14 protein-coding genes are annotated in these 18,838 nt (G+C 40.2%); 5 read left to right on the top strand and 9 right to left on the bottom strand.

Features of this window, described 5'->3' with window-relative positions; all coding sequences use genetic code 11:
- The first annotated feature begins 7 nt into the window (after window positions 1–7).
- Window positions 8–1,741, top strand: coding sequence for a GMC oxidoreductase (locus ACNKW3_RS12675; protein ID WP_427399672.1), 1,734 nt, complete (start codon window positions 8–10; stop codon window positions 1,739–1,741).
- Window positions 1,742–1,769: 28 nt separating this feature from the next.
- Here ACNKW3_RS12675 and ACNKW3_RS12670 read toward each other — a convergent pair whose 3' ends face one another.
- Both ACNKW3_RS12670 and ACNKW3_RS12665 read right to left on the bottom strand, forming a co-directional pair.
- Window positions 1,770–3,554 carry a DUF885 domain-containing protein gene (locus ACNKW3_RS12670; protein ID WP_427399671.1) on the bottom strand — a complete coding sequence of 595 codons (1,785 nt, stop codon included), beginning with the start codon at window positions 3,552–3,554 and terminating at the stop codon, window positions 1,770–1,772.
- Between the two features lie 71 nt (window positions 3,555–3,625).
- Window positions 3,626–4,261: a hypothetical protein gene (locus tag ACNKW3_RS12665; RefSeq protein WP_427399670.1), complete on the bottom strand. Its 636-nt coding sequence runs from the start codon at window positions 4,259–4,261 to the stop codon at window positions 3,626–3,628.
- Window positions 4,262–4,650: 389 nt separating this feature from the next.
- On the opposite strand from ACNKW3_RS12665, the gene ACNKW3_RS12660 reads away from it, so the two are divergent.
- On the top strand, window positions 4,651–5,508 hold the full coding sequence (locus ACNKW3_RS12660; RefSeq protein WP_427399669.1) for a hypothetical protein: 858 nt from the start codon (window positions 4,651–4,653) through the stop codon (window positions 5,506–5,508).
- Window positions 5,509–5,525: 17 nt separating this feature from the next.
- Here ACNKW3_RS12660 and ACNKW3_RS12655 read toward each other — a convergent pair whose 3' ends face one another.
- Entirely contained in the window at window positions 5,526–6,215 is a 690-nt protein-coding gene (locus ACNKW3_RS12655; protein WP_427399668.1) for an FMN-dependent NADH-azoreductase, read from the bottom strand.
- A gap of 133 nt (window positions 6,216–6,348) precedes the next feature.
- Here ACNKW3_RS12655 and ACNKW3_RS12650 point away from each other — a divergent pair, with 133 nt between their 5' ends.
- Complete coding sequence (locus tag ACNKW3_RS12650; RefSeq protein ID WP_427399667.1) at window positions 6,349–7,200, top strand: LysR family transcriptional regulator; 852 nt, start codon at window positions 6,349–6,351, stop codon at window positions 7,198–7,200.
- A gap of 101 nt (window positions 7,201–7,301) precedes the next feature.
- Here the strand turns inward: ACNKW3_RS12650 and ACNKW3_RS12645 are convergent, their stop codons facing one another.
- On the bottom strand, window positions 7,302–10,709 hold the full coding sequence (locus ACNKW3_RS12645; RefSeq protein WP_427399666.1) for a family 16 glycoside hydrolase: 3,408 nt from the start codon (window positions 10,707–10,709) through the stop codon (window positions 7,302–7,304).
- A 2-nt stretch (window positions 10,710–10,711) separates the two neighbouring features.
- The gene (locus ACNKW3_RS12640) at window positions 10,712–11,461 is read right to left on the bottom strand and encodes a 3-keto-disaccharide hydrolase (protein WP_427399665.1); all 750 of its coding nucleotides are present in this window, start codon (window positions 11,459–11,461) and stop codon (window positions 10,712–10,714) included.
- A gap of 361 nt (window positions 11,462–11,822) precedes the next feature.
- On the opposite strand from ACNKW3_RS12640, the gene ACNKW3_RS12635 reads away from it, so the two are divergent.
- A complete protein-coding gene (locus tag ACNKW3_RS12635; protein ID WP_427399664.1) occupies window positions 11,823–12,665 on the top strand; it encodes a sugar phosphate isomerase/epimerase family protein in 843 nt (280 codons plus the stop codon).
- A 41-nt stretch (window positions 12,666–12,706) separates the two neighbouring features.
- Here the strand turns inward: ACNKW3_RS12635 and ACNKW3_RS12630 are convergent, their stop codons facing one another.
- Entirely contained in the window at window positions 12,707–13,108 is a 402-nt protein-coding gene (locus tag ACNKW3_RS12630) for a transmembrane 220 family protein (protein ID WP_427399663.1), read from the bottom strand.
- A 105-nt stretch (window positions 13,109–13,213) separates the two neighbouring features.
- Entirely contained in the window at window positions 13,214–13,984 is a 771-nt protein-coding gene (locus ACNKW3_RS12625; protein ID WP_427399662.1) for a ThuA domain-containing protein, read from the bottom strand.
- A gap of 208 nt (window positions 13,985–14,192) precedes the next feature.
- Between ACNKW3_RS12625 and ACNKW3_RS12620 the strand changes: the two genes are divergently transcribed.
- On the top strand, window positions 14,193–16,043 hold the full coding sequence (locus ACNKW3_RS12620; RefSeq protein WP_427399661.1) for a TonB-dependent receptor plug domain-containing protein: 1,851 nt from the start codon (window positions 14,193–14,195) through the stop codon (window positions 16,041–16,043).
- 52 nt (window positions 16,044–16,095) lie between these two features.
- On the opposite strand, the gene ACNKW3_RS12615 is transcribed toward ACNKW3_RS12620, so the two are convergent.
- Together ACNKW3_RS12615 and ACNKW3_RS12610 are read right to left on the bottom strand one after the other, a co-directional pair.
- Window positions 16,096–16,581 carry a MarR family winged helix-turn-helix transcriptional regulator gene (locus ACNKW3_RS12615; RefSeq protein ID WP_427399660.1) on the bottom strand — a complete coding sequence of 162 codons (486 nt, stop codon included), beginning with the start codon at window positions 16,579–16,581 and terminating at the stop codon, window positions 16,096–16,098.
- A gap of 27 nt (window positions 16,582–16,608) precedes the next feature.
- Window positions 16,609–18,570 (bottom strand): BCCT family transporter, encoded by a 1,962-nt coding sequence (locus ACNKW3_RS12610; protein WP_427399659.1) that lies wholly within the window; start codon window positions 18,568–18,570, stop codon window positions 16,609–16,611.
- Window positions 18,571–18,838 lie beyond the last annotated feature (268 nt).

The following is an 18,838-nucleotide window of genomic DNA, read 5'->3' as shown; positions in this document are numbered from 1 at the left end:
AATATATATGAACGAAAAATTGTATATAAACGAGACTCAAGAAGAGTTTGACGTTCTAGTTGTTGGCTCTGGAATTTCCGGCGGCTGGGCAGCAAAAGAATTTACCGAGAAAGGCTACAAAGTACTGATGGTAGAACGTGGCCGCGTGGTAGAGCACAGAAAAGACTACACCACAGAAAATGTTCCCCCATGGGAGTTTCCTAATCGCACTAAAGTGAGTAATTTGTTGGTAGAACAGGAATACAAAATCCAATCTACCAGTTACGCCTTTAGTGACATGACTAAGCACTTCTTTAACAACGACAGAGACATGCCCTATTCCACTGAAGATGGCACAGATTTTCGTTGGATTCGTGGCAATCAACTTGGCGGTAAATCACTCCTGTGGCATCGTCAGTCTTACCGAATGAGCACGTTTGATTTTGAAGCTAACCTTAAAGATGGTCATGGGAATGACTGGCCAATACGCTACAAAGACCTGGAAAAATGGTATGCCCATGTAGAAACACATGCGGGTATCTCTGGTACTCGCGATAATTTAGAGCAGCTTCCAGACAGCGTTTTTATTGCGCCCTTTGAGATGAATAAACCTGAAGAAGTGGCCAAGCAAAAGTTAGCGGAAAAATTTCCAGACCGCCCGTTAATTATTGGGAGAACGGCCCATTTAACTGAGCCTACATCCTTTCATATTAGTCAAGGACGGGTGAATTGTCAGGCCAGAAATGAATGCCAAAAGGGCTGTTCACTTGGGGCTTATTTTTCTACCCAAAGTTCCACTTTACCAGCAGCTGTAAAAACCGGGAATCTGCATATAGCCCCTAATTCAATTGTTCACAGTTTGATATACGATGAAAAAACTAATCGGGTAAAAGGTGTCAACGTAATAGATGCACAAACTATGAATAAACGTGAATACTATGGCAAAACAGTGTTCCTTTGCGCATCTACTTTTGGTTCTACTCAAGTATTGTTAAACAGCATAACGCCCAAGTTTAAAAACGGCTTAGCCAATAGTTCGGGGGTGTTAGGTCATTACTTGATGGATCATTGTTACAATGCCCGAGCCAGCGGCAGTATGCCGGGATTCGACGATGAATATTATTCGGGTCGCAGACCAACAGGCATTTATGTACCTAATTTTTATTATAAACCTGAAAAGTATCAAAAAGGCTTTGTAAGAGGGTATGCACTGGGTGGTGATGCCGGACGAGGTAACTACAAAGGGGGCGCCTATCAAGATGGCATAGGTGCAGATTACAAAAAGCGTCTGACACAGCCCGGTGACTGGTATTTTGGCTTTTTTGCCCAAGGTGAAATGTTACCCAGATTTGAAAATCAAGTGTCCTTGCATCCAACCAAAAAAGACAAGTGGGGCATGCCACAGCTGCATTTTAATGCCCAATGGTCAGATAATGAAAAACGCATGATGGATGATGCTGCCTATCAATGTGAAAAAATGCTAGAAGCTGCTGGCGCGGTGAATATTCAAGCATCCGTGTCTTACGATACCAAGCCGCCAGGATCTGCTATACATGAACTAGGCACTGCGCGAATGGGTAGAGATCCTAAAGACTCGGTGTTGAATGGATTCAACCAATCACATGATATTCCCAATCTGTTTGTAACCGACGGTGCTAGTTTTTGTTCCTCAAGTACAGTTAACCCGTCACTTACCTTTATGGCATTAACCGCTAGAGCGGTTGATTATTGTGCCAATGAAATGAAAAACAGACGCATTTAGCGTCTGTTTTCGTTTTTTTAGAATAATGCTATTTGTTATCAGCAATCCACTGATTAATAGTCTCTTCTAGCACGTTCAGTGGCACAGAACCAGAGCCCAACATTGCATCGTGAAATGCGCGTATATCAAATTTGTCTCCAAGCGCTTGTTTTGCTTTCTCACGTAATTCGAGCATTTTCAATTGACCAATTTTATAGGCCAGCGCTTGCCCTGGATTGGTAATATATCGGTCAATTTCATTGATTATATCTTGTTCGGTTTTGGCCGCGTTAGCTTTGAAATAGTCAATGGCTTGCTGGCGAGTCCAACCCATATAATGAATGCCTGTATCCACCACCAAGCGCACTGATCGCCACATGTCGTAGGTTAATTGGCCAAATCGCGAATAAGGGTCTTGATACAATCCCATGTCGTATCCTAAGCGCTCGCTGTATAAACCCCATCCTTCTATAAATACCGTGAAACCTAAAAAGCGTCTAAATGGCGGTAATTCACCCAACTCTGACTGCAATGCAATCTGCAAATGATGTCCGGGAACGGCTTCATGTACACTGAGTACTTCCATTTCATATTTCGGCCTCGATTCAGGCTGGTACAAATTGACATAATAATAACCTGGGCGCATTCCATCTGCTGACGGCGGACTATAGTAAGCTGTAGTAGTTTGCGGCGCTACGTTGTCCGGTATAGCCTTAACGCCGTATGGCATCCGAGGTAATTTACCAAACAATTTAGTTAACTCAGGATCGAGCCGTTTACTGACCGCCAAATACCCCTCATATAAAGCTTCTGGGGTTTCATAATAAAATTGGGGATCGGTGCGTAGAAAATGTAGAAATTCTTCAAAGCTTCCTTCAAACCCAACCTCTTCAATCACCTTGTCCATTTCAGCACGATTTCGCGCTACTTCTTGCAAACCCAATTGATGAATCTCATCAGGTGTCATATCGGTAGTAGTGAAATAATCGACCAAGTATTCATAGTACGCTTTGCCATTGGCCAAAGCCCATACACCATCATCTTGGCGGCAGGCGGGCAAATATTGGTTAATCAAAAACGCATTGAAATCTTGGTATTTGGGTAATAATTTTTCTTTAATGATAAAAGAAGCACGTGATTGTAATTGCGCTTTTTGTTCATCAGTAAAGGTATCGGGAAGGGTTTCAAAAGGCACGTAAAAAAGACTATCTTTGGGGTCATCAACCAAATGCCGTTCAAATTGTCCAGTCACTCGAGACAGTGTTTTAATTGGCGGCACTATGTTCTCTTTGATGCCAACTTCCATTAACTGACGTGTTTGGTCAATCAATTGAGGTAAAGCATCTAATCTTGCTAGCCAGTTTTGGTAATCTTTGAGCGTATTTAGTGGCGCATAATTAATAAAATTATTTAAGGTTTGGATGCCATCTCTCTGGCTAACAGGCATCAAAAATGTCTTGAAGGCATATGACTTGATTTCCATTTCCAACTGCCATTGGTACAAGTCATAGTTAGTCTTTTGTTGTTCACTCAACTGACTGCGATCAATTTCTAATAATTTAGTAAGGGCTGCTTTATCCGCTAAATGACGTTCTTCATAGGCTTGAAGACTGTTATCTGTCCATGAGCTATTCTGCTGGTCATCAGCAACACCAAGATAAGATGCATATTCTGGGAACTGCTGCATAATGCGGCTCCAATCACTTTCTAAAAAGGCATCTAACGCTTGGTTCGCATCAACCTTTATTTCAGCATTTGAAGATGAGGATTGAGTAGAAGTGCATCCTGTTAGTGAAATACAAAAGATGAGTAAACAAATGGCAATACGCGACATTAAATATCCCTTTCCTGAATTGGTCTTCAATTCAGTCTAGCAGAGGATATCAGATAATAACAACGCGGCACTTACTCTAACCCTTGATATACTTTTTGCAGATTGTATTTTAGAACCATTTTGTCCAAAGGTGTGAGGCTCAAAAAGTCAATTTCTACATCTTTTAACTGGATTTTGTCAGATGTTTGAATGACATATTTTTCTAAATTCAAACTATTTTGATAGGTGATAAATGTCTGCGCAAATTCAATATCTTGCATATTTATTTCAGCTATAGTCCAAGACCAACCTTCTCTTTTAATGAGAAATAAATTGTCTAATGTATTTGCCTTGTCAGCGGTTGGAAAAGAAACACCTATGTTGACACTTTCCTGGGTAAAATATGGGAGCCAGTACTGATTTATTGAAGAATTGAAAATATCGCTTTGGTTCGACTGAACAGCCCAATCGGGGTTGGCTATGGAAATTAAACTTATAGTAAAAATAAAGTTCCTATCTTCACAAGATAGATTTTGATCCACTTGTTCTAACGACGATGGGAAATCCATAGGCAAACAAGCAGCAGAAAAATTTCCGTTTTCTAAATCATCTAGATAAGAATCTATCAGTCCTTGAGCCCGATGATTTTCTCCCAACACGCTAACCGCGAATAACAAAATGATAAGCGATATAGTTAGACTGGTAATGAGCAACCCTTTGTTGAACATTTATTTCGATTCCTTACGTCAGATAACTTTATAGTTCTAACCGATTCTCTGACTAAAACTTACGTTTAACCAATATTTTAAGTGCCAATCATCAAAAATCCTAGTTGAAATCAGATGCCTTTTCCACCAAAAGAATTTAGTAATCTAAAACCATACTTATGCAACTGCGGTTTGCTTCTAATTAGACAGAGTCTTATCTTAAAGCTTTTTCTTTTGCCCTCTGCAGATGAGGCAATCACAAATGAAAAAATTAAACTATATGCATAGCTCAGGATTAACAAAATAATTTGACAGATCTACTCACCAATCGCTACTGTATAAAAATCATACAGAGATAGGTATTAACAAATAACACCAAGCTCGATTAAAGCACACCAACGGAGTGAATTATGGTTAAACGGATATTACTAACTGCCATTTTGATTTTCATATCTAATTCAAGCATTGCGAGTGCTATTTATTGGAATTTATTTAACGATACAACTAGCAATACTTCAGTACCTAGTTATGTCACTTATAGTACGCTTGAAGACATGCTAACTGACACAAATCGCGTTGATATATTTTCTCCTGACGGCTACGGATCAAATGTGGCTAATAACTTGGTAGCTACAGGTTCTGATGGCACTCACTTTTGGAATTTTTTTAACAACCTATCTACAGCCACAAGTATTCCTTCGTTTTCTACATATTCAGACATCAATGGGATGTTAAATGATACAAATCGTACAGGTTTTTATGAACCAACCGGTTACAGTGTAGAAATCGCGAATAATATTATAGCGACGGGTTCAGATGGAACTACCTATTGGAATTTGTTTAATAACTTATCAAATCCCAACGGTATTCCGGTTTATGCAACTTATGCTTCACTAATGGATATGCTAGCTGATACTAACCGCATTGACATTTTCTCTCCCACTGGATACAGCGCAGATATAGCGAATAATATTGTAGCTTCAGGGTCAGATGGCCAATTTTACTGGAGTCTTTTCAATGATCTCTCCAGTTCAGGCGTCCCCTCTTATGTCACCTATGCCACTCTCGACGATATGCTTAAAGATGAGAATCGACTTAATCTTTATGAGCCGATTGGTTATGGATTGGATATAGCCAATAGGATCATTGGCTCAGGCGCTTTTGTCTCGAATGCAACTAATGTCAATGCGCCCTACACCCTTCCCGTACTCGCGTTGCTTCTATTTGCTTTAACATTACAAACCAAGCAAAAAAGGCCGCATAAATAGGTTTATTTGGCAATTCGTTAATTTTCAATACAGCTACTTACCTCTTTTGAAAATATCGCTTTCGCAATTGATATCGCTTTGCGCTCAGCCTTGCGTAAAGAATCCTTATGCCTGTCATCGCCAAATTCTTGAAATTCAGAAGCTATTTCATAAATTTCATTTACTCCAAGGTATTTGCTCAAGGTTCTTAGATGCGGCACTAGATGACTTGACGTTTCATTTATTCCTCCTTTTTCAAAGCCAAATTCACCACTAGATGTCACTACAACTAAGGTTTTCCCAGACATAATAGGCGCCAAAGGCTTATCGCCGCGAGCCAAATCAAAATCGAAGGTTTTATTGATACGTATAATTTGATCGAACCAAGCTTTTAACTGCGCTGGCATACCATAGTTATACATGGGTGAAGAAATAACGATAATGTCAGCTCTTTCCAGCTCAGCAATATAAGCATCAGATTGGGCCAATAATGCTTGCTGTTCAACACTTCGCTTTAATTCCGGCGTAAATACAGCACCAATCCAGTCTTGGGTTATAAATGCTGGAGGGTTAACCCCGATATCACGATAAATATACTCATCTAAATCAATCTCTTTTCTGTATTCTTCTACAAAAATTTTCGCCAGTTTTTTCGAGATCGAATCGTATTCTGGATTTTCATTTGATACTGCCCTGACACTTGAATCTATATGTAATACAACGCTCATGATCAATTACCTTAAACAATTAATAGTGAGTATTATTCTTGTGCTGAATAGGACAAATTACAAACGAATAAAAAACATTTACAGATGAATTTAACTCATCTAAATTAACATTATTTCCTGCCGAGAATTTCTAATGCAAGTTTCTTTACCTGCACTAAAGGCATTTGAATCCGCCGCTAGACTAGGAAGTTTTAAAGCAGCGGCTCATGAATTGGCCATTTCGCCGACCGCAGTTTCCCACCACATCAATAATCTTGAACAGCGTTTAAGTATTCATTTGTTTTCGCGAGAAGCCAGAAAGGTGATATTGACTCAAGCTGGAAAGGAGCTCGCTGTCGCTACCAGCCTAGGTTTCCAAACCATTGAAACTGCAATTAGTAAAATTGCTAGTAGTGAAAAGCAGATTAATGTTGCTACTACATCCTCATTTGCAGCATTAGTACTGATTCCGGCTTTGCAGGGGTTTTATTGCCAATACCCTGAGGTCGAGATCAATGTTACTAGCGGAGAAAGTATTGTCCCAGACAACTTTTCCATCCCCATTAGATTGGGTGATATAGACAAGCAAAACAAAGAGGATATTGTCAAAACAGAGCTGTTTAATTTATTTGCTAATGCTAGCGCTGCGAGCAAATTTAATAATGCAGAGCAAGTAACTATTTATAGTACCGAATGGAAAAATCCTGACTTGCCCAAGCTCCCCCTTGACGCATGGCTCAAACTCAATAAATTAGAAAACAAAAAAATCGACATTAAGCATTACGATCAAGAATTATTTGGTATTCAACAATGTTTAATAGAAGATGCTTTTGTGTTTTGCTCAAGTACGCTTACTCAGGGTTATGTAAAATCAGGTTTACTTACCGAGTTAACGACTCAACCCATAGATTCTCAACTTTGTTACTACATTCCAAATAAAGGTGGGCAACTTTCTCGACACAATTATATGTTTATTGAATGGTTGGAAAAATTACTTGGTGCCTGAGATAGAGGCAGTTGCCACTGACCTCTTACAGTAGAATTGAGTTAAACATCCGCAATGAAGATATGTCTAAAATCCTCATTGCGGTAGTTACTTAGATAAACTTATTGTTTAAATCCTTGAGCAGAATAATAAGCTTCAATAGCTCTATTCGCACTGGCTTTTTCCAACGCTGGATTTGCTAGCAAAATGTGATAAATCCGACCGGTTTGTTGTGGGTGTACTTGAGGTATCTCAGGCGTCTCCAACCGTAGTGTTAACGCTTTACGGTCGCTATCAATGTTGACCTCAGCAATCTTATCTTGCATCAATCCAAGTTCATCAGAGCCATAGTCTGGCGCATCTCGATAAGTCCAGGATTCAATATTCAACCATTTTTCGATAGGCGTGTTTTCCAAACCTTTGGGCAATGATTGAGTAAAACTTAATCTGAAACCATCATTGGTAATATGTACTTCATCAATGGCTAAGTAGGTTGCTTTTCCATCGTATACCACATGTTGAAGCGCTGCTGCATTACCACCTTTTGCATGCCAACCACGACCTGTTTGACCCAACAGCATAGAACCATCAGACAAAAACAGTGGCTTCATAACACCAGATGCCATACCACTAGCAAACGGCAACATCGCACCTTGCCATGTGCCATTTACTTTTTCGAAAGTTACTCGAGATAGATTTGATTGGGTTTGATCGCCGATAAATCCTTGCCCAGAAAACTGTCCAAATTTTCCATCGGTGGTATCCCAACCAAGGTTACCTAGTGAATTTGCTACTCTAGCATGAGCGACAACAATAGCGGCTCTGGCTTTGCGCTCAATCACATTTTGCCATTGAATTTCAGGGCTATCAGGCGTCATATCAGCTTCATCAATTAGACCCGCTGGATGGCCATAAAACGCGCCTTTTTCCAACAAGTATATTTTTGAACTGCCGACAAAGTCGCCTTGGTTATCGGCATACCAAAGGTTGCCATCTGGATCTATACCTAAACCTGCGGGGCTACGTAATCCGTTGGCAAAGGTTTCAAAAGCACCATCGGGTGATATTTTAAATGCCCATCCCAAATAACCCCCATGAGTCCCCATTACATTCCCACCAGCAGTATAAGGAATACCGCCGCCATGGCCTAGGTTCAAAGTGATCAGGTAGTTGCCTTGACCATCTCTGATAGGGCCATGGGTATATGAATGATAGTTACTGCCATTGGTAAAGTTATCAAATAGGGTGTCATAGAAGTCAGCTATTCCGTCACCATTTACATCTTTAATTCGGGTAAGCTCTGCTTTGTTACCTACTACTGCAACGCTGCCATCTTCCGACTCTGACAAAATGCCTAAGCTATCAAAAATACCTTCGCCGAATAGCATCCATTTGTCGCCACGTTTACGCCAAACGCCAGCGGTTCTTGTTGAAACCAACAAATCACCATTTGCGGCTGTATCTAAACCTATAGCTTCAAATAATTGCTCTCGACCGGCGTTATCTGAAGGCGCTAACCAATCTTCAATGGAGTACCCAGGTGGTAAATCAGCTTCGCCATCACGTTTTTCAAAAGCTTGTTGTTCGTAATTGAATTTAGTATCTGTTGCGAGCCAAGGGGTGTCTACTAAAGTGATATTAGCAACCAATTTAGCATTGGTTTTACTATTTGCAGGTAAAGTCCAAATGCCATCTTTAATAGTGCCTTTGGACACTTCAATATTGGTAAGACCAAATTGATTGACTGCGAACTCTTGTCCTTGTTTGAAATTACCTAACACCTGAATTGTCAGTTTGCCTTGCTGTGAAAACGAATGGCTGATGGCTACATCGTTCTGTCCCACTGAATAGAAAAAGCTAACCGGGCTCAAAGGCTGAGTTGAATCGCGGTAATAGCCTTTAAACTGAGCGTCTTGTTGTGCAGTGCGCTCTTCTAGAGATAACGGTGAATGGGTCGATGCAAGAAGGGTCTCTTGATCACCAAATTTTGGCGACTTAAAAGAAAAATCAATCTTGTTTCCTGCTGCATTGATAGGTTGTAAAAGCGCATCCATTTCGCCAATGTTAGCTTCAACCGCGGCGTATCCAATTTTGAATCCCTTGCCGCCACGACCCGTTAATTCTCCAGACGTTTCTAAGAAGCCACCTTGCCAAACCTTAGATACGGATAAATTTCTCGGATCAAACGCATAATGAATGCCGTTAGGATGTCCGACATGAATAGCTCGACCACTCAAATCAGCCATTGGGCCGCGTTGAATTCGAATGCGTTCTTGCACTACAAACTGCATTGGATCTTGCATAGGATCATATTCTACGGGTCCTGTAGCATCTTCTAATTGTACTACTGGACCTTGTTTATCCACGTCCTGTCGGGTTTTTAAATAAGCATAAATTGCACTGATATTTTTATCAGGAATAATTTCTTGGTTATAACGCGGCATTATCGGCAAATAGGGTTCGCCTTCTTTTGCGCCGCTTTCTGCTATGGCAAGTTCCGCATCTGCACTACGAATACTGCGTTCTAAATAGTTTTTATCAGCACGCACTTCGTATAAATGACCTTCTTGATTCTGCACCCAACGCTTTCTGGGTTCCATTGCAAAAAGCCCATATAGATTAGGACCTGTTTTAACCGAAGGATCTGCCTTTTTGATTGAGTGACATTCAATACAGCCATATTGCGCAAAGGCTGTTTTACCTTCGGCGATCAAGTCGACTAATTCGGCTTCGTTATTATCAGCGCGACTTTCGCTTGGTAAACTTAAACGGGAGAAATCTGCTCTAGAAACCAATACTGAACGTAAGGCTGCTTGCCCAGAAATCAAATCAAACGCCACGGGACCTGATTCTCCCTCCCAGTGCCATCTGGCATTTTTTGAAGGTAATGAAACCAGAATATTCTTTTGTACCAGTTTGTCGTTTAAGGAAACGGACAAAATAAAGGCATCACCAACTTTATTGTGGGCTTCATCATAGCGCGGTGCTCGAAATCTAACTTCAACTTTATGCCAAGTATTAGCTGCTAATTGCGTTTCTTCAATAGGCGAGAATCCGCCGAACAAACGTTCTGGATTACTGGCATCAAACTCATCCCAAGACGCAGCCACCGCACCGGAGGCCAACACCCCCTTGGCCTTTTGCTTTGAAGAAAATCTAATCCCATAGCGACCCATAGGTAAAACATCTATTTCACTTTCTGGTTGCAACAAGAATTCAAATTGCAACACCATGTCAGCGTACTGTCCCGCCGTCATGATTTGTGAGCTTGTATCTTCCAAAGGAGAGTTAACTGTACTTGTAGTAACTAACACATTTTCAGCATCACTTCCTTGATATGATAAATTCCAAGGCAAGTTTGATAACTGATCCGCAGATTTCCAGTAATCAGATGCTCTAAATTTACTCTGATCGAAATACTCAACCTCGTCAGGAGAGTCCGTACCAGCAGCGAAAGCATTGCCTAAACAGGCTAAAGCGGTTATTCCGACTAAAAATTTGTTTCGGGCTTTCAATGATAATTTCAGCATAATTATAGCTCACGTACCCAAATATTTCTGAATCGGTTAGGGCTACCATGATCTTGCAATTTAATTGGCGCACAACCATGGGCTTTATAGCTTGGAGCACCAATCCATTCCGTAGTCCCTTGAATCTCTACATGATTCTGAACTAAGACACCATTTAATAACACAGTGACATATGCCGGAGATTTTAGCGCTTCACCATCAAACTTAGGTGCAGTAAAAATAATATCGTAGTATTGCCACTCGCCAGCTGGTCTGCTTGGGTTGGCTAATGGAATGTGTTGTTTGTATACTGCTCCCACTTGCCCATTGGCGTAGGTTTTATTGGTGTAGTTATCAAGAATTTGAACTTCATATCGCCCTTGTAAAAACACACCACTATTGGCTTTTGCCTGATCGGTTTTATCGTTTTCTATCGCAGGATTAAATTCCAAATGAAGCTGAACATCGCAAAATTCTTGTTTGGTTTGGATATCTCCCGCCCCAGGCTTCACTGTCATTGCGTAGGCATTTACATCCCATTTAGCAGCTTCACCATTACCACTTTCCCAAGCATCTAAACTATCACCCGAGAGCAATACAACAGCATCCGACGGAGGATTGCCTGGCAAAGTTTCAACTTTAGGTGGTACAGGTTCCCAAACTTCTGTTTTTCGAGAAGCTTCAACCATGTCTTGAGTGACTTGCGCTACTGCAGATAAAGAAAATGAAAGAAGTAAAACGCTGGCAAGTGTCTGTTTAATTTTTAGTGTCATGAAAATGCACTCCTGATGTAAGCGAACAAATTGATGTCAAAATAGAGTATCAATCGTTAAATAATTGTGACTATTTAACCCTAAATAATTGTCTTATGGTTATCATGTAATCGGTTTCGGCTAGAATAATTTCGGCGTTTGTGAGTATTTTTACCTATTATTTCGACTTTTAGCCTAGCAAATAGACAATTTATCAAAATTGTAACGCCGAAAAAATATCATCAATCAACGAAAATTCGCTATCGATTTTGCTTTTAGGCTACTAGACTCTACCATTAACAAATTATTTACTTTTTAGCACTTTTACACTACAGGCTAGGTGCTAAATCTTAGTGATACTTTAATGTCTGTGGAGATAAATATGTCATTTAAATTTTCTTTAAAAACCCTTTTATTAGGCTGCATGTTCAGTTTGAGCTTAGCTTCATTTGCTCATGAAATGGGGCTTCAAGTGTATACTGTAAGGCATCAGTTTGAAGATGACGGCGTAGACAAAACCTTCGCATTGATAAAACAGTGGGATCTTAAGCTTTTAGAAGGTGCTGGCAATTTATACGGGCTGACTATCCATGAATATAAGAACGCGTTAATTAAACATGATCTTCAAGTCGTCAGCGTAGATACCAATTACGAAGAAGTTGAGAAGTCGCCTCTCTCCATTGCCTACAAGGCCGATTTTTATGGTGCAAAATTTGCCACCTTTTATTGGATACCTCATGAGGGAGCATTTAGCATTGAGCATGCTAAAAAAGCAGTCGAGGTATTAAACCGTTCAGGCAAAATTTTAAAAGAGCACGGAATTACTTTGCAATATCACCCCCACGGTTACGAATTAATTGAGTATGAAGAGGGTACGTTATTAGATTATATGGTGCAAAATGTCACAGAAGCTCAATTCCAAATGGATGTTTTTTGGATTAAAAATGGTGGCGGAGATCCCGTTGCTTACTTAAAAAAATATCCAGGTCGCTGGACGTCATTGCATGTTAAAGATCGGGTTCACGGAACCCAAAACAACGCAACGGGTAGCCAAGCGAAAGACACTAACGTAGTGTTGGGTACAGGCGATGTTGGCATAGAAGCTATAGTCAAAGAAGCTAAAAGCCAAGGTATCCGTTATTTCTTTATCGAAGATGAATCTTCTAGAGTGGAAAAACAAATGCCGCAAAGCATAGAGTATCTCAAAAAGCTAGGCGTACATTAAATTATCATAAAACCGCAAACTGTTACTGTTTGCGGTTTTGTTTAATGCCAAGAATTTCTGCGTTTTGCCCGGTTTAGCCAGAGTTGCAGTAATGCCCAAATCAACATAACAACCAAGCCACCTGCTTCGTTTGTGTTTTGTATCATTTGTCCATTAGTTTGATCAACATAGGCACTAGCCGCTATCCAATCAAAATGCAAATTCCCTTGGTCATCTTGTACTCTGAAAAGCAAGCAACCGGTAATAAATCCACACCAAACTAATATCACACTCTTGTTTATACTTTCAAATAACGCCCATAAGTTAAACAATGCTGACATGCTATATAATGCGACCCAAATCCAAGCATCGTAATTGCCATACTGACTAGCATCGTTTAGCTGCAAATATGCAAACAATGAAAAAATGACAAGGCCGAAGAGATTAAACAACTTTAATAGCATAAGCTAACACGTCCAATTTCTGCATCAATCTATCTTGATACTACATAATCCAAATTCGACACTAGTAGTTTTTATGCTATTAATCAAGTAATCACGACGGACTTACTATTTTTTTTCAATACCTTTGCCAGTAGCAGCCCAATAAATACCACCATAAAGATGCTCTAAAAATACTTGGTCTTTATACACTGCTGGCAAGTGACCTAACGCAGTATAAAAAGAACGACCACCATCGTATTCGTGATACCAAGCCATTGGGTGGAAATCTCCCATGCCCTTAGATTCCAAATCTCCCCATTTCACTTCTGCACTATAGGTATTTTCATCTATGCTCATGATGTAGTTTAAAGAGTCAATATTGGCTGGTCTAAAGTCATAGAATTCATCGGTCCATAAATGGCGAGAGCGCACAGCTTGCATGCCCGGAAAGCTGTTGTCGATATTCTCAATAATGGCCGTTTGAATGACAGGGTGAATTTTAAAGTAATGACCTACGAGTTTTCCATACCAAGGCCAATCATATTCGGTATCAGAAGCTGAATGGACGCCAACAAATCCTTTACCTGATTGGATAAACTTCTGAAAGGCTTTTTGCTGTTGGTCATTTAAAATATCGCCAGTGGTGTTTATGAATACAATCACATCAAACTTGGCAAGAAAATCATCATTGAATCGACTCGCATCTTCATGCCATTCCAAAGAAAAATTATGTCGTTGAGCTAGTCCGCGCATCGCGGGAATAGCATCGTTGATTGATTCGTGATGCCAGCCAGCCGTTTTAGTAAATAATAAAACATTAAATTGATTGGCTAGCGCTGTACCTTGCACCACCAATAATGCGATCCCACAGATAACTAATTTTTTAATTCTATTCATGCTTTTTCCTCATTAACTTTATGACAGCATTTACATCCAAAAATTGTGGTCAAGCGTATTCTGATGAGAATTAATGCAATTCTCAATTACAGATGGTTAAATACTAAAAAACATAAAATTAACAATTATTTTAGTAACCCGAATTTTTCTGGTCTCAACTATCTAAAATGGCATAATGCCCAACTTTTCTAGCACGTTAGGATATATAATGAAGTTAAAATATTCCGTGGCGCTAATAGCATTAGCAATGTCCTCCCCACTGTTCGCACAGACAAGCGAACAAACTGAAGTAATTAAAGTAAGTGGAACACGTTTACAAGATTTGCCCGTTGGGGCCGTTAGCTCAATTACCAGAGCACAAATTGAACAATTAAACCCAGCATCTACTTTAGATTTACTAAAACGGCTTCCGCACATTGATGTGACCGAAAATGGTAACGCAGGGGGTTTTTCTTATGTCAGCATTCGTGGTGGTGAATTTAATTTTACCTTAGTCACTATTGATGGCATTGCGGTCAATGACAGCACTAACAGCCGTGGTGGCGGTTTCGATTTTAACCAAATCAACCCAGCAGCAATTGAGCGAATTGATGTGTATCGCGGTGGAATCAATACCATCTATGGCGGCGACGCGGTAAGTGGTGTGATTAACATAATCACAAGAGATACTACATCACCTGTCATAACAGCAGAAGTAGGTACTGACAAACAATTGAATGCAAGTATCACTGGCAGCACTAAATTAAATGAAAACGCCAGTATTCTTGGATCAGTGTCCACCCAAAATAAAGAAGTTTCAGCATTTGAAGAAGTCACCGCCAATCAGCTGTTGGTTAAAGCTAGCCATAGTCAAAATGCGCTCTTACTATCAGGCCTTTTGACTTATAACGAAACCGATGTGAAGAGCTTTACTGAAGATTCTGGTGGTCAATTATATGCAGTGCCACAGCAAGCCGAAGAACGCGATAGCGAACAATGGATAATGGGTCTAGGTGCACAATATCAAATCGATTCCAATTGGGTTATCAACTCTCAGTTATCTTGGTTAAAGCGTGAAGAATTTATTGCTAATCCAGGTATTGCTGAAGGTGTTCAATCAGGTATTCCTGCAAGCGATATTACCTCTGAATATGAACGACTTGAATTCGATCTTTATACTCGCTATCAAGCCAATGCAAATACCACCTTTGTAGTGGGAGCGAATCATCGTCAACAAGATGGCAATAATCGCGGCTTTTTAGATTATGGTTTCCAATTACCAGTGGACTACGATTTTTCTCAAGATATAGATTCTGTTTACGCGGAAGCTCAACATAAAGTCAATCAATTAACGTTAGAAGTGTCGGCTCGTTACGACGCACCTGACAGTTTTGATAACGAATCTACTTTTAGAGTCGGCGCTGAATTTGCAATCAATGAAGATACTCAAGTATTCGCGGTCTTTAACCAAGGTTATAAACTGCCTAGCTTTTTTGCTTTGGCTCATCCATTGGTAGGTAATAGCGAGTTAGAACCTGAGCGAAGTGATAACTTTGAAGTCGGTTTTAATCAACAAATCACCTCATCTTTAGGGTATTCAGTGGTGTATTTTGAAAACCAATTTGAGGACTTGATCGATTTTGATGCTGAATTATTTACCAACGTAAACCGTAATAGTGTGGATACTTCTGGTGTGGAATTTGATCTAACGTCAAGCCTGAGTAGCGACATCGAGTTAGTTGCAAATGTACGTTATTTAGATATTGATGCAGGTGCAGATGTAACCTTGCGTAAACGTCCTAATATCAGTGGAAATCTAAGAGTTGATTTCAGCTTTGACAATGCTAGCACATCCATTTATATGGATTTTAGAGATGACTATGCTGACAGCTCAATTGCCACTGGATACAGACAACTACCTGGATACGCCAGTATTGGCGCTAGCGGAGTCATTTCAGTATCTGACGCGCTTGATCTTACATTAAACGTAAGTAATGCCTTGGGCAAACGCATCGAAGATTCGGTCGGTTTTGTACACGACGATGTAGAAGCTAGAATTGGTGTAGTGTATCGCCTGTAGGCTTTGTCTTGGTCACAAAAACCAAAGGGGTAGCAATTATTGCTACCCTTTTTTAGTTGTGTGCATTGCTTTCAACAATACTACCAACCTCCAACAGCGGTGCAGCATCCAAATCTTCAGCATCCATCATACTGGCAATGCGCTGCATGGTGGCCACCATCTGGCTCTGTTCCCACTGCTCTAATTGTGCAAATCGATTTAAAAAGTGTTCCTGCAAGGGTAAAGGCGCTTTTTTTAGCATTTGTTCGCCAAGAGTCGTAATACTTACACCCACTTTACGCTTATCCGTTTGACTGCGTGCGCGTGTGATAAAACTTTTACTTTCCAGGCGATCCAATATTGACGTTACAGTAGCCGGAGATAAATTAATGCTTTGTGCAATTTCTTTTACCATAGCACCTGAGTTCTGGACCAAATGTTGAAGCACGACAATTTGCGGACCTGTTAATCCAGCCACTTTATTTAGCTGACGAGAGCGCAAGTCTATAGCTCGAATCACCTTGCGCAGAGCAATCAGTAATTCTTCATGTTTTTGCATCCAAATAACTCCACTTATAAACAAAAACTAACGCAATAAATGCAAAAAGTGCTGATGCTTATGATATTGATCGATTACATCGTTGATCACAGCTATTTTAGACCAGCCCATTATATCGTAATCCTGCCCACCTTCAGCAAGATGCACTTCGGCACGATAATATATCTGTTCTTCGTTTTGGTCATCAGTTTCTTGTATAAAATCTGGTTGAACGTATTTGCGTCTGTGCACACCATATACAAAATGTTGTTGTTCACCATGCTCTGCAACTATTTCAACACCATCGTCCAACATATTAATCGAAGCTGAAATATTGTAGCTCTGCAACTGTTTGGCAACAGATTCCAATGCAGGTTTCACTACTGAAGACAGATACTTTTGCACCGCCGATTTATTCGGGAAGTCAACGATATTTTGTAGCCGCTCCTGCCAAGCTTTATTGTGTTCGGTGGGATAAGAAGGTGTTAAATTGGCCAGTAATGACTCTCGTTTAAATTCATCTATCCGCAAGGCTTTTATTAGGCCAAAAATAGAAAACAGCAATATAAGGGCAAAAGGTAACGCCGATGCTATGGTCATGGTTTGTAGCGCGTTCAACCCACCTGCGGCTAATAAAATAGCAGCCACTATACCAACACCAAGCGCCCAATAAATCCGTTGCCATACCGGCGTGTCATTTTTGCCGTTAGAACAAAGCATATCCACCACCATTGCCCCTGAGTCACAGGAAGTTACAAAGAAAATAATTACCATTATTATGGCAATGCCGGTTAGGAATTCATTTAACGGAAATGATTCAAAGAACAAGAAAAGCGCCGAAGATGTATCTTCATTCACCATTTTACTCAGTGCAAGTGATTCGCCTTCACTAATAAGCTCAATAGCTGAATTGCCAAATACTGTCATCCACAACAAAGTAAATGCAGCCGGAATTAGCAATACGCCTAGTACAAATTCTCTGATCGTTCGTCCACGGGAAATTCTAGCGATAAACAAGCCAACAAAAGGCGCCCAGGCTAACCACCAGCCCCAGTAAAATATGGTCCAACCGCCAATCCAGTCGGTTTTCTCATAGGTGAACAAATTAAAGGTGTTGCGTACGATATCAGACAGATACGCACCCGTATTTTGTAGATAGGCTTGTAACAAGAAAACAGTAGGCCCCAATATCAATACAAATATAAGCAAAGCTACTGCCAGTAACATGTTAAGTTCTGATAAACGTCTGATGCCCTTATCTAAACCTGACACCACGGAAATAATGGCAATACCGATGATACCAACCATTAATAAAATTTGATTAACGGCACTAATGTCCCAACCAAATAAATAGTTGAAACCACTATTAATCTGGGAAGCGCCTAGCCCTAAAGAAGTTGCCACACCGAAAATGGTGCTGATAACAGCAAAAATGTCGACCGTATGTCCGGCCCACCCGTAAATCCGATCCCCAATAATGGGATATAAAGACGAGCGTAGAGTAAGTGGTAAATTATGTCTGAAACTAAAATAAGCCAATATTAGCGCTACCACAGCATAAATAGCCCACGCATGAAGCCCCCAATGGAAAAAGGTGGTTTTCATCGCTTCTCTCACCGCTTCTACAGTTGCCGCTTCTGCAGAAGGGGGAGCAAGGTAATGCATAACGGGTTCTGCTACACCGAAAAACATCAAGCCTATGCCCATACCTGCTGCAAATAACATGGACAACCAAGTAACTAAAGAATAGTCTGGTACCGCGTGATCAGGGCCGAGGCGAATGCTACCGTAGCGGGAAATCCCCAAATAGATCACGGCCAATAAAATAACCGCAACACAAAGCACATAAAACCAACTACCATTCGACACTATACTATTTTGCATAGCTTGAAAAATTGCATCTGCCGCTTTTGGTGCGATCACTGCGAACAACAGAAGTACCACAATTGCGAGTGAAGCCGGAATAAAAACACGTTTATTCAGACTTGATTTCACTTGTTCAGCCGACACTAATTAACTTCCTCTTATTATTATTCATGGTGCAAGTACAAGCAGATTAACCCAGAAGTACTCAAAACTCTAATACAAACAACACTTATAATTAGTATTCAATTTATAATTTAGATTTAAAACTCTATCAAAAAAGACCACATACACCTAAGTAGCATTAAATTGAACCTATTTTTAGTATATACTGTAATCAAATTTAGTTTGTATTCGATGCATTTGGAAAATTTAATAATTATATTTCGAATAACTTACTAGAGCACTATGTAAA

The sequence above is a fragment of the Glaciecola sp. 1036 genome (assembly GCF_050306235.1).
Lineage (GTDB): Bacteria > Pseudomonadota > Gammaproteobacteria > Enterobacterales > Alteromonadaceae > Glaciecola.
The sequence above is the reverse complement of the archived record's forward strand: the minus strand, read 5'-3'. Positions and strand labels throughout refer to the sequence as shown.

Excerpts from the sequence above, each read along its gene's own strand:
- ACNKW3_RS12640 (WP_427399665.1), bottom strand. The coding sequence starts at position 11,461 with ATGACACTAAAAATTAAACAGACACTTGCCAGCGTTTTACTTCTTTCA.
- ACNKW3_RS12670 (WP_427399671.1), bottom strand. The coding sequence starts at position 3,554 with ATGTCGCGTATTGCCATTTGTTTACTCATCTTTTGTATTTCACTAACA.
- ACNKW3_RS12660 (WP_427399669.1), top strand. The coding sequence starts at position 4,651 with ATGGTTAAACGGATATTACTAACTGCCATTTTGATTTTCATATCTAAT.
- ACNKW3_RS12615 (WP_427399660.1), bottom strand. The coding sequence starts at position 16,581 with ATGCAAAAACATGAAGAATTACTGATTGCTCTGCGCAAGGTGATTCGA.
- ACNKW3_RS12675 (WP_427399672.1), top strand. The coding sequence starts at position 8 with ATGAACGAAAAATTGTATATAAACGAGACTCAAGAAGAGTTTGACGTT.
- ACNKW3_RS12665 (WP_427399670.1), bottom strand. The coding sequence starts at position 4,261 with ATGTTCAACAAAGGGTTGCTCATTACCAGTCTAACTATATCGCTTATC.
- ACNKW3_RS12655 (WP_427399668.1), bottom strand. The coding sequence starts at position 6,215 with ATGAGCGTTGTATTACATATAGATTCAAGTGTCAGGGCAGTATCAAAT.
- ACNKW3_RS12620 (WP_427399661.1), top strand. The coding sequence starts at position 14,193 with ATGAAGTTAAAATATTCCGTGGCGCTAATAGCATTAGCAATGTCCTCC.
- ACNKW3_RS12625 (WP_427399662.1), bottom strand. The coding sequence starts at position 13,984 with ATGAATAGAATTAAAAAATTAGTTATCTGTGGGATCGCATTATTGGTG.
- ACNKW3_RS12650 (WP_427399667.1), top strand. The coding sequence starts at position 6,349 with ATGCAAGTTTCTTTACCTGCACTAAAGGCATTTGAATCCGCCGCTAGA.
- ACNKW3_RS12630 (WP_427399663.1), bottom strand. The coding sequence starts at position 13,108 with ATGCTATTAAAGTTGTTTAATCTCTTCGGCCTTGTCATTTTTTCATTG.
- ACNKW3_RS12645 (WP_427399666.1), bottom strand. The coding sequence starts at position 10,709 with ATGCTGAAATTATCATTGAAAGCCCGAAACAAATTTTTAGTCGGAATA.
- ACNKW3_RS12635 (WP_427399664.1), top strand. The coding sequence starts at position 11,823 with ATGTCATTTAAATTTTCTTTAAAAACCCTTTTATTAGGCTGCATGTTC.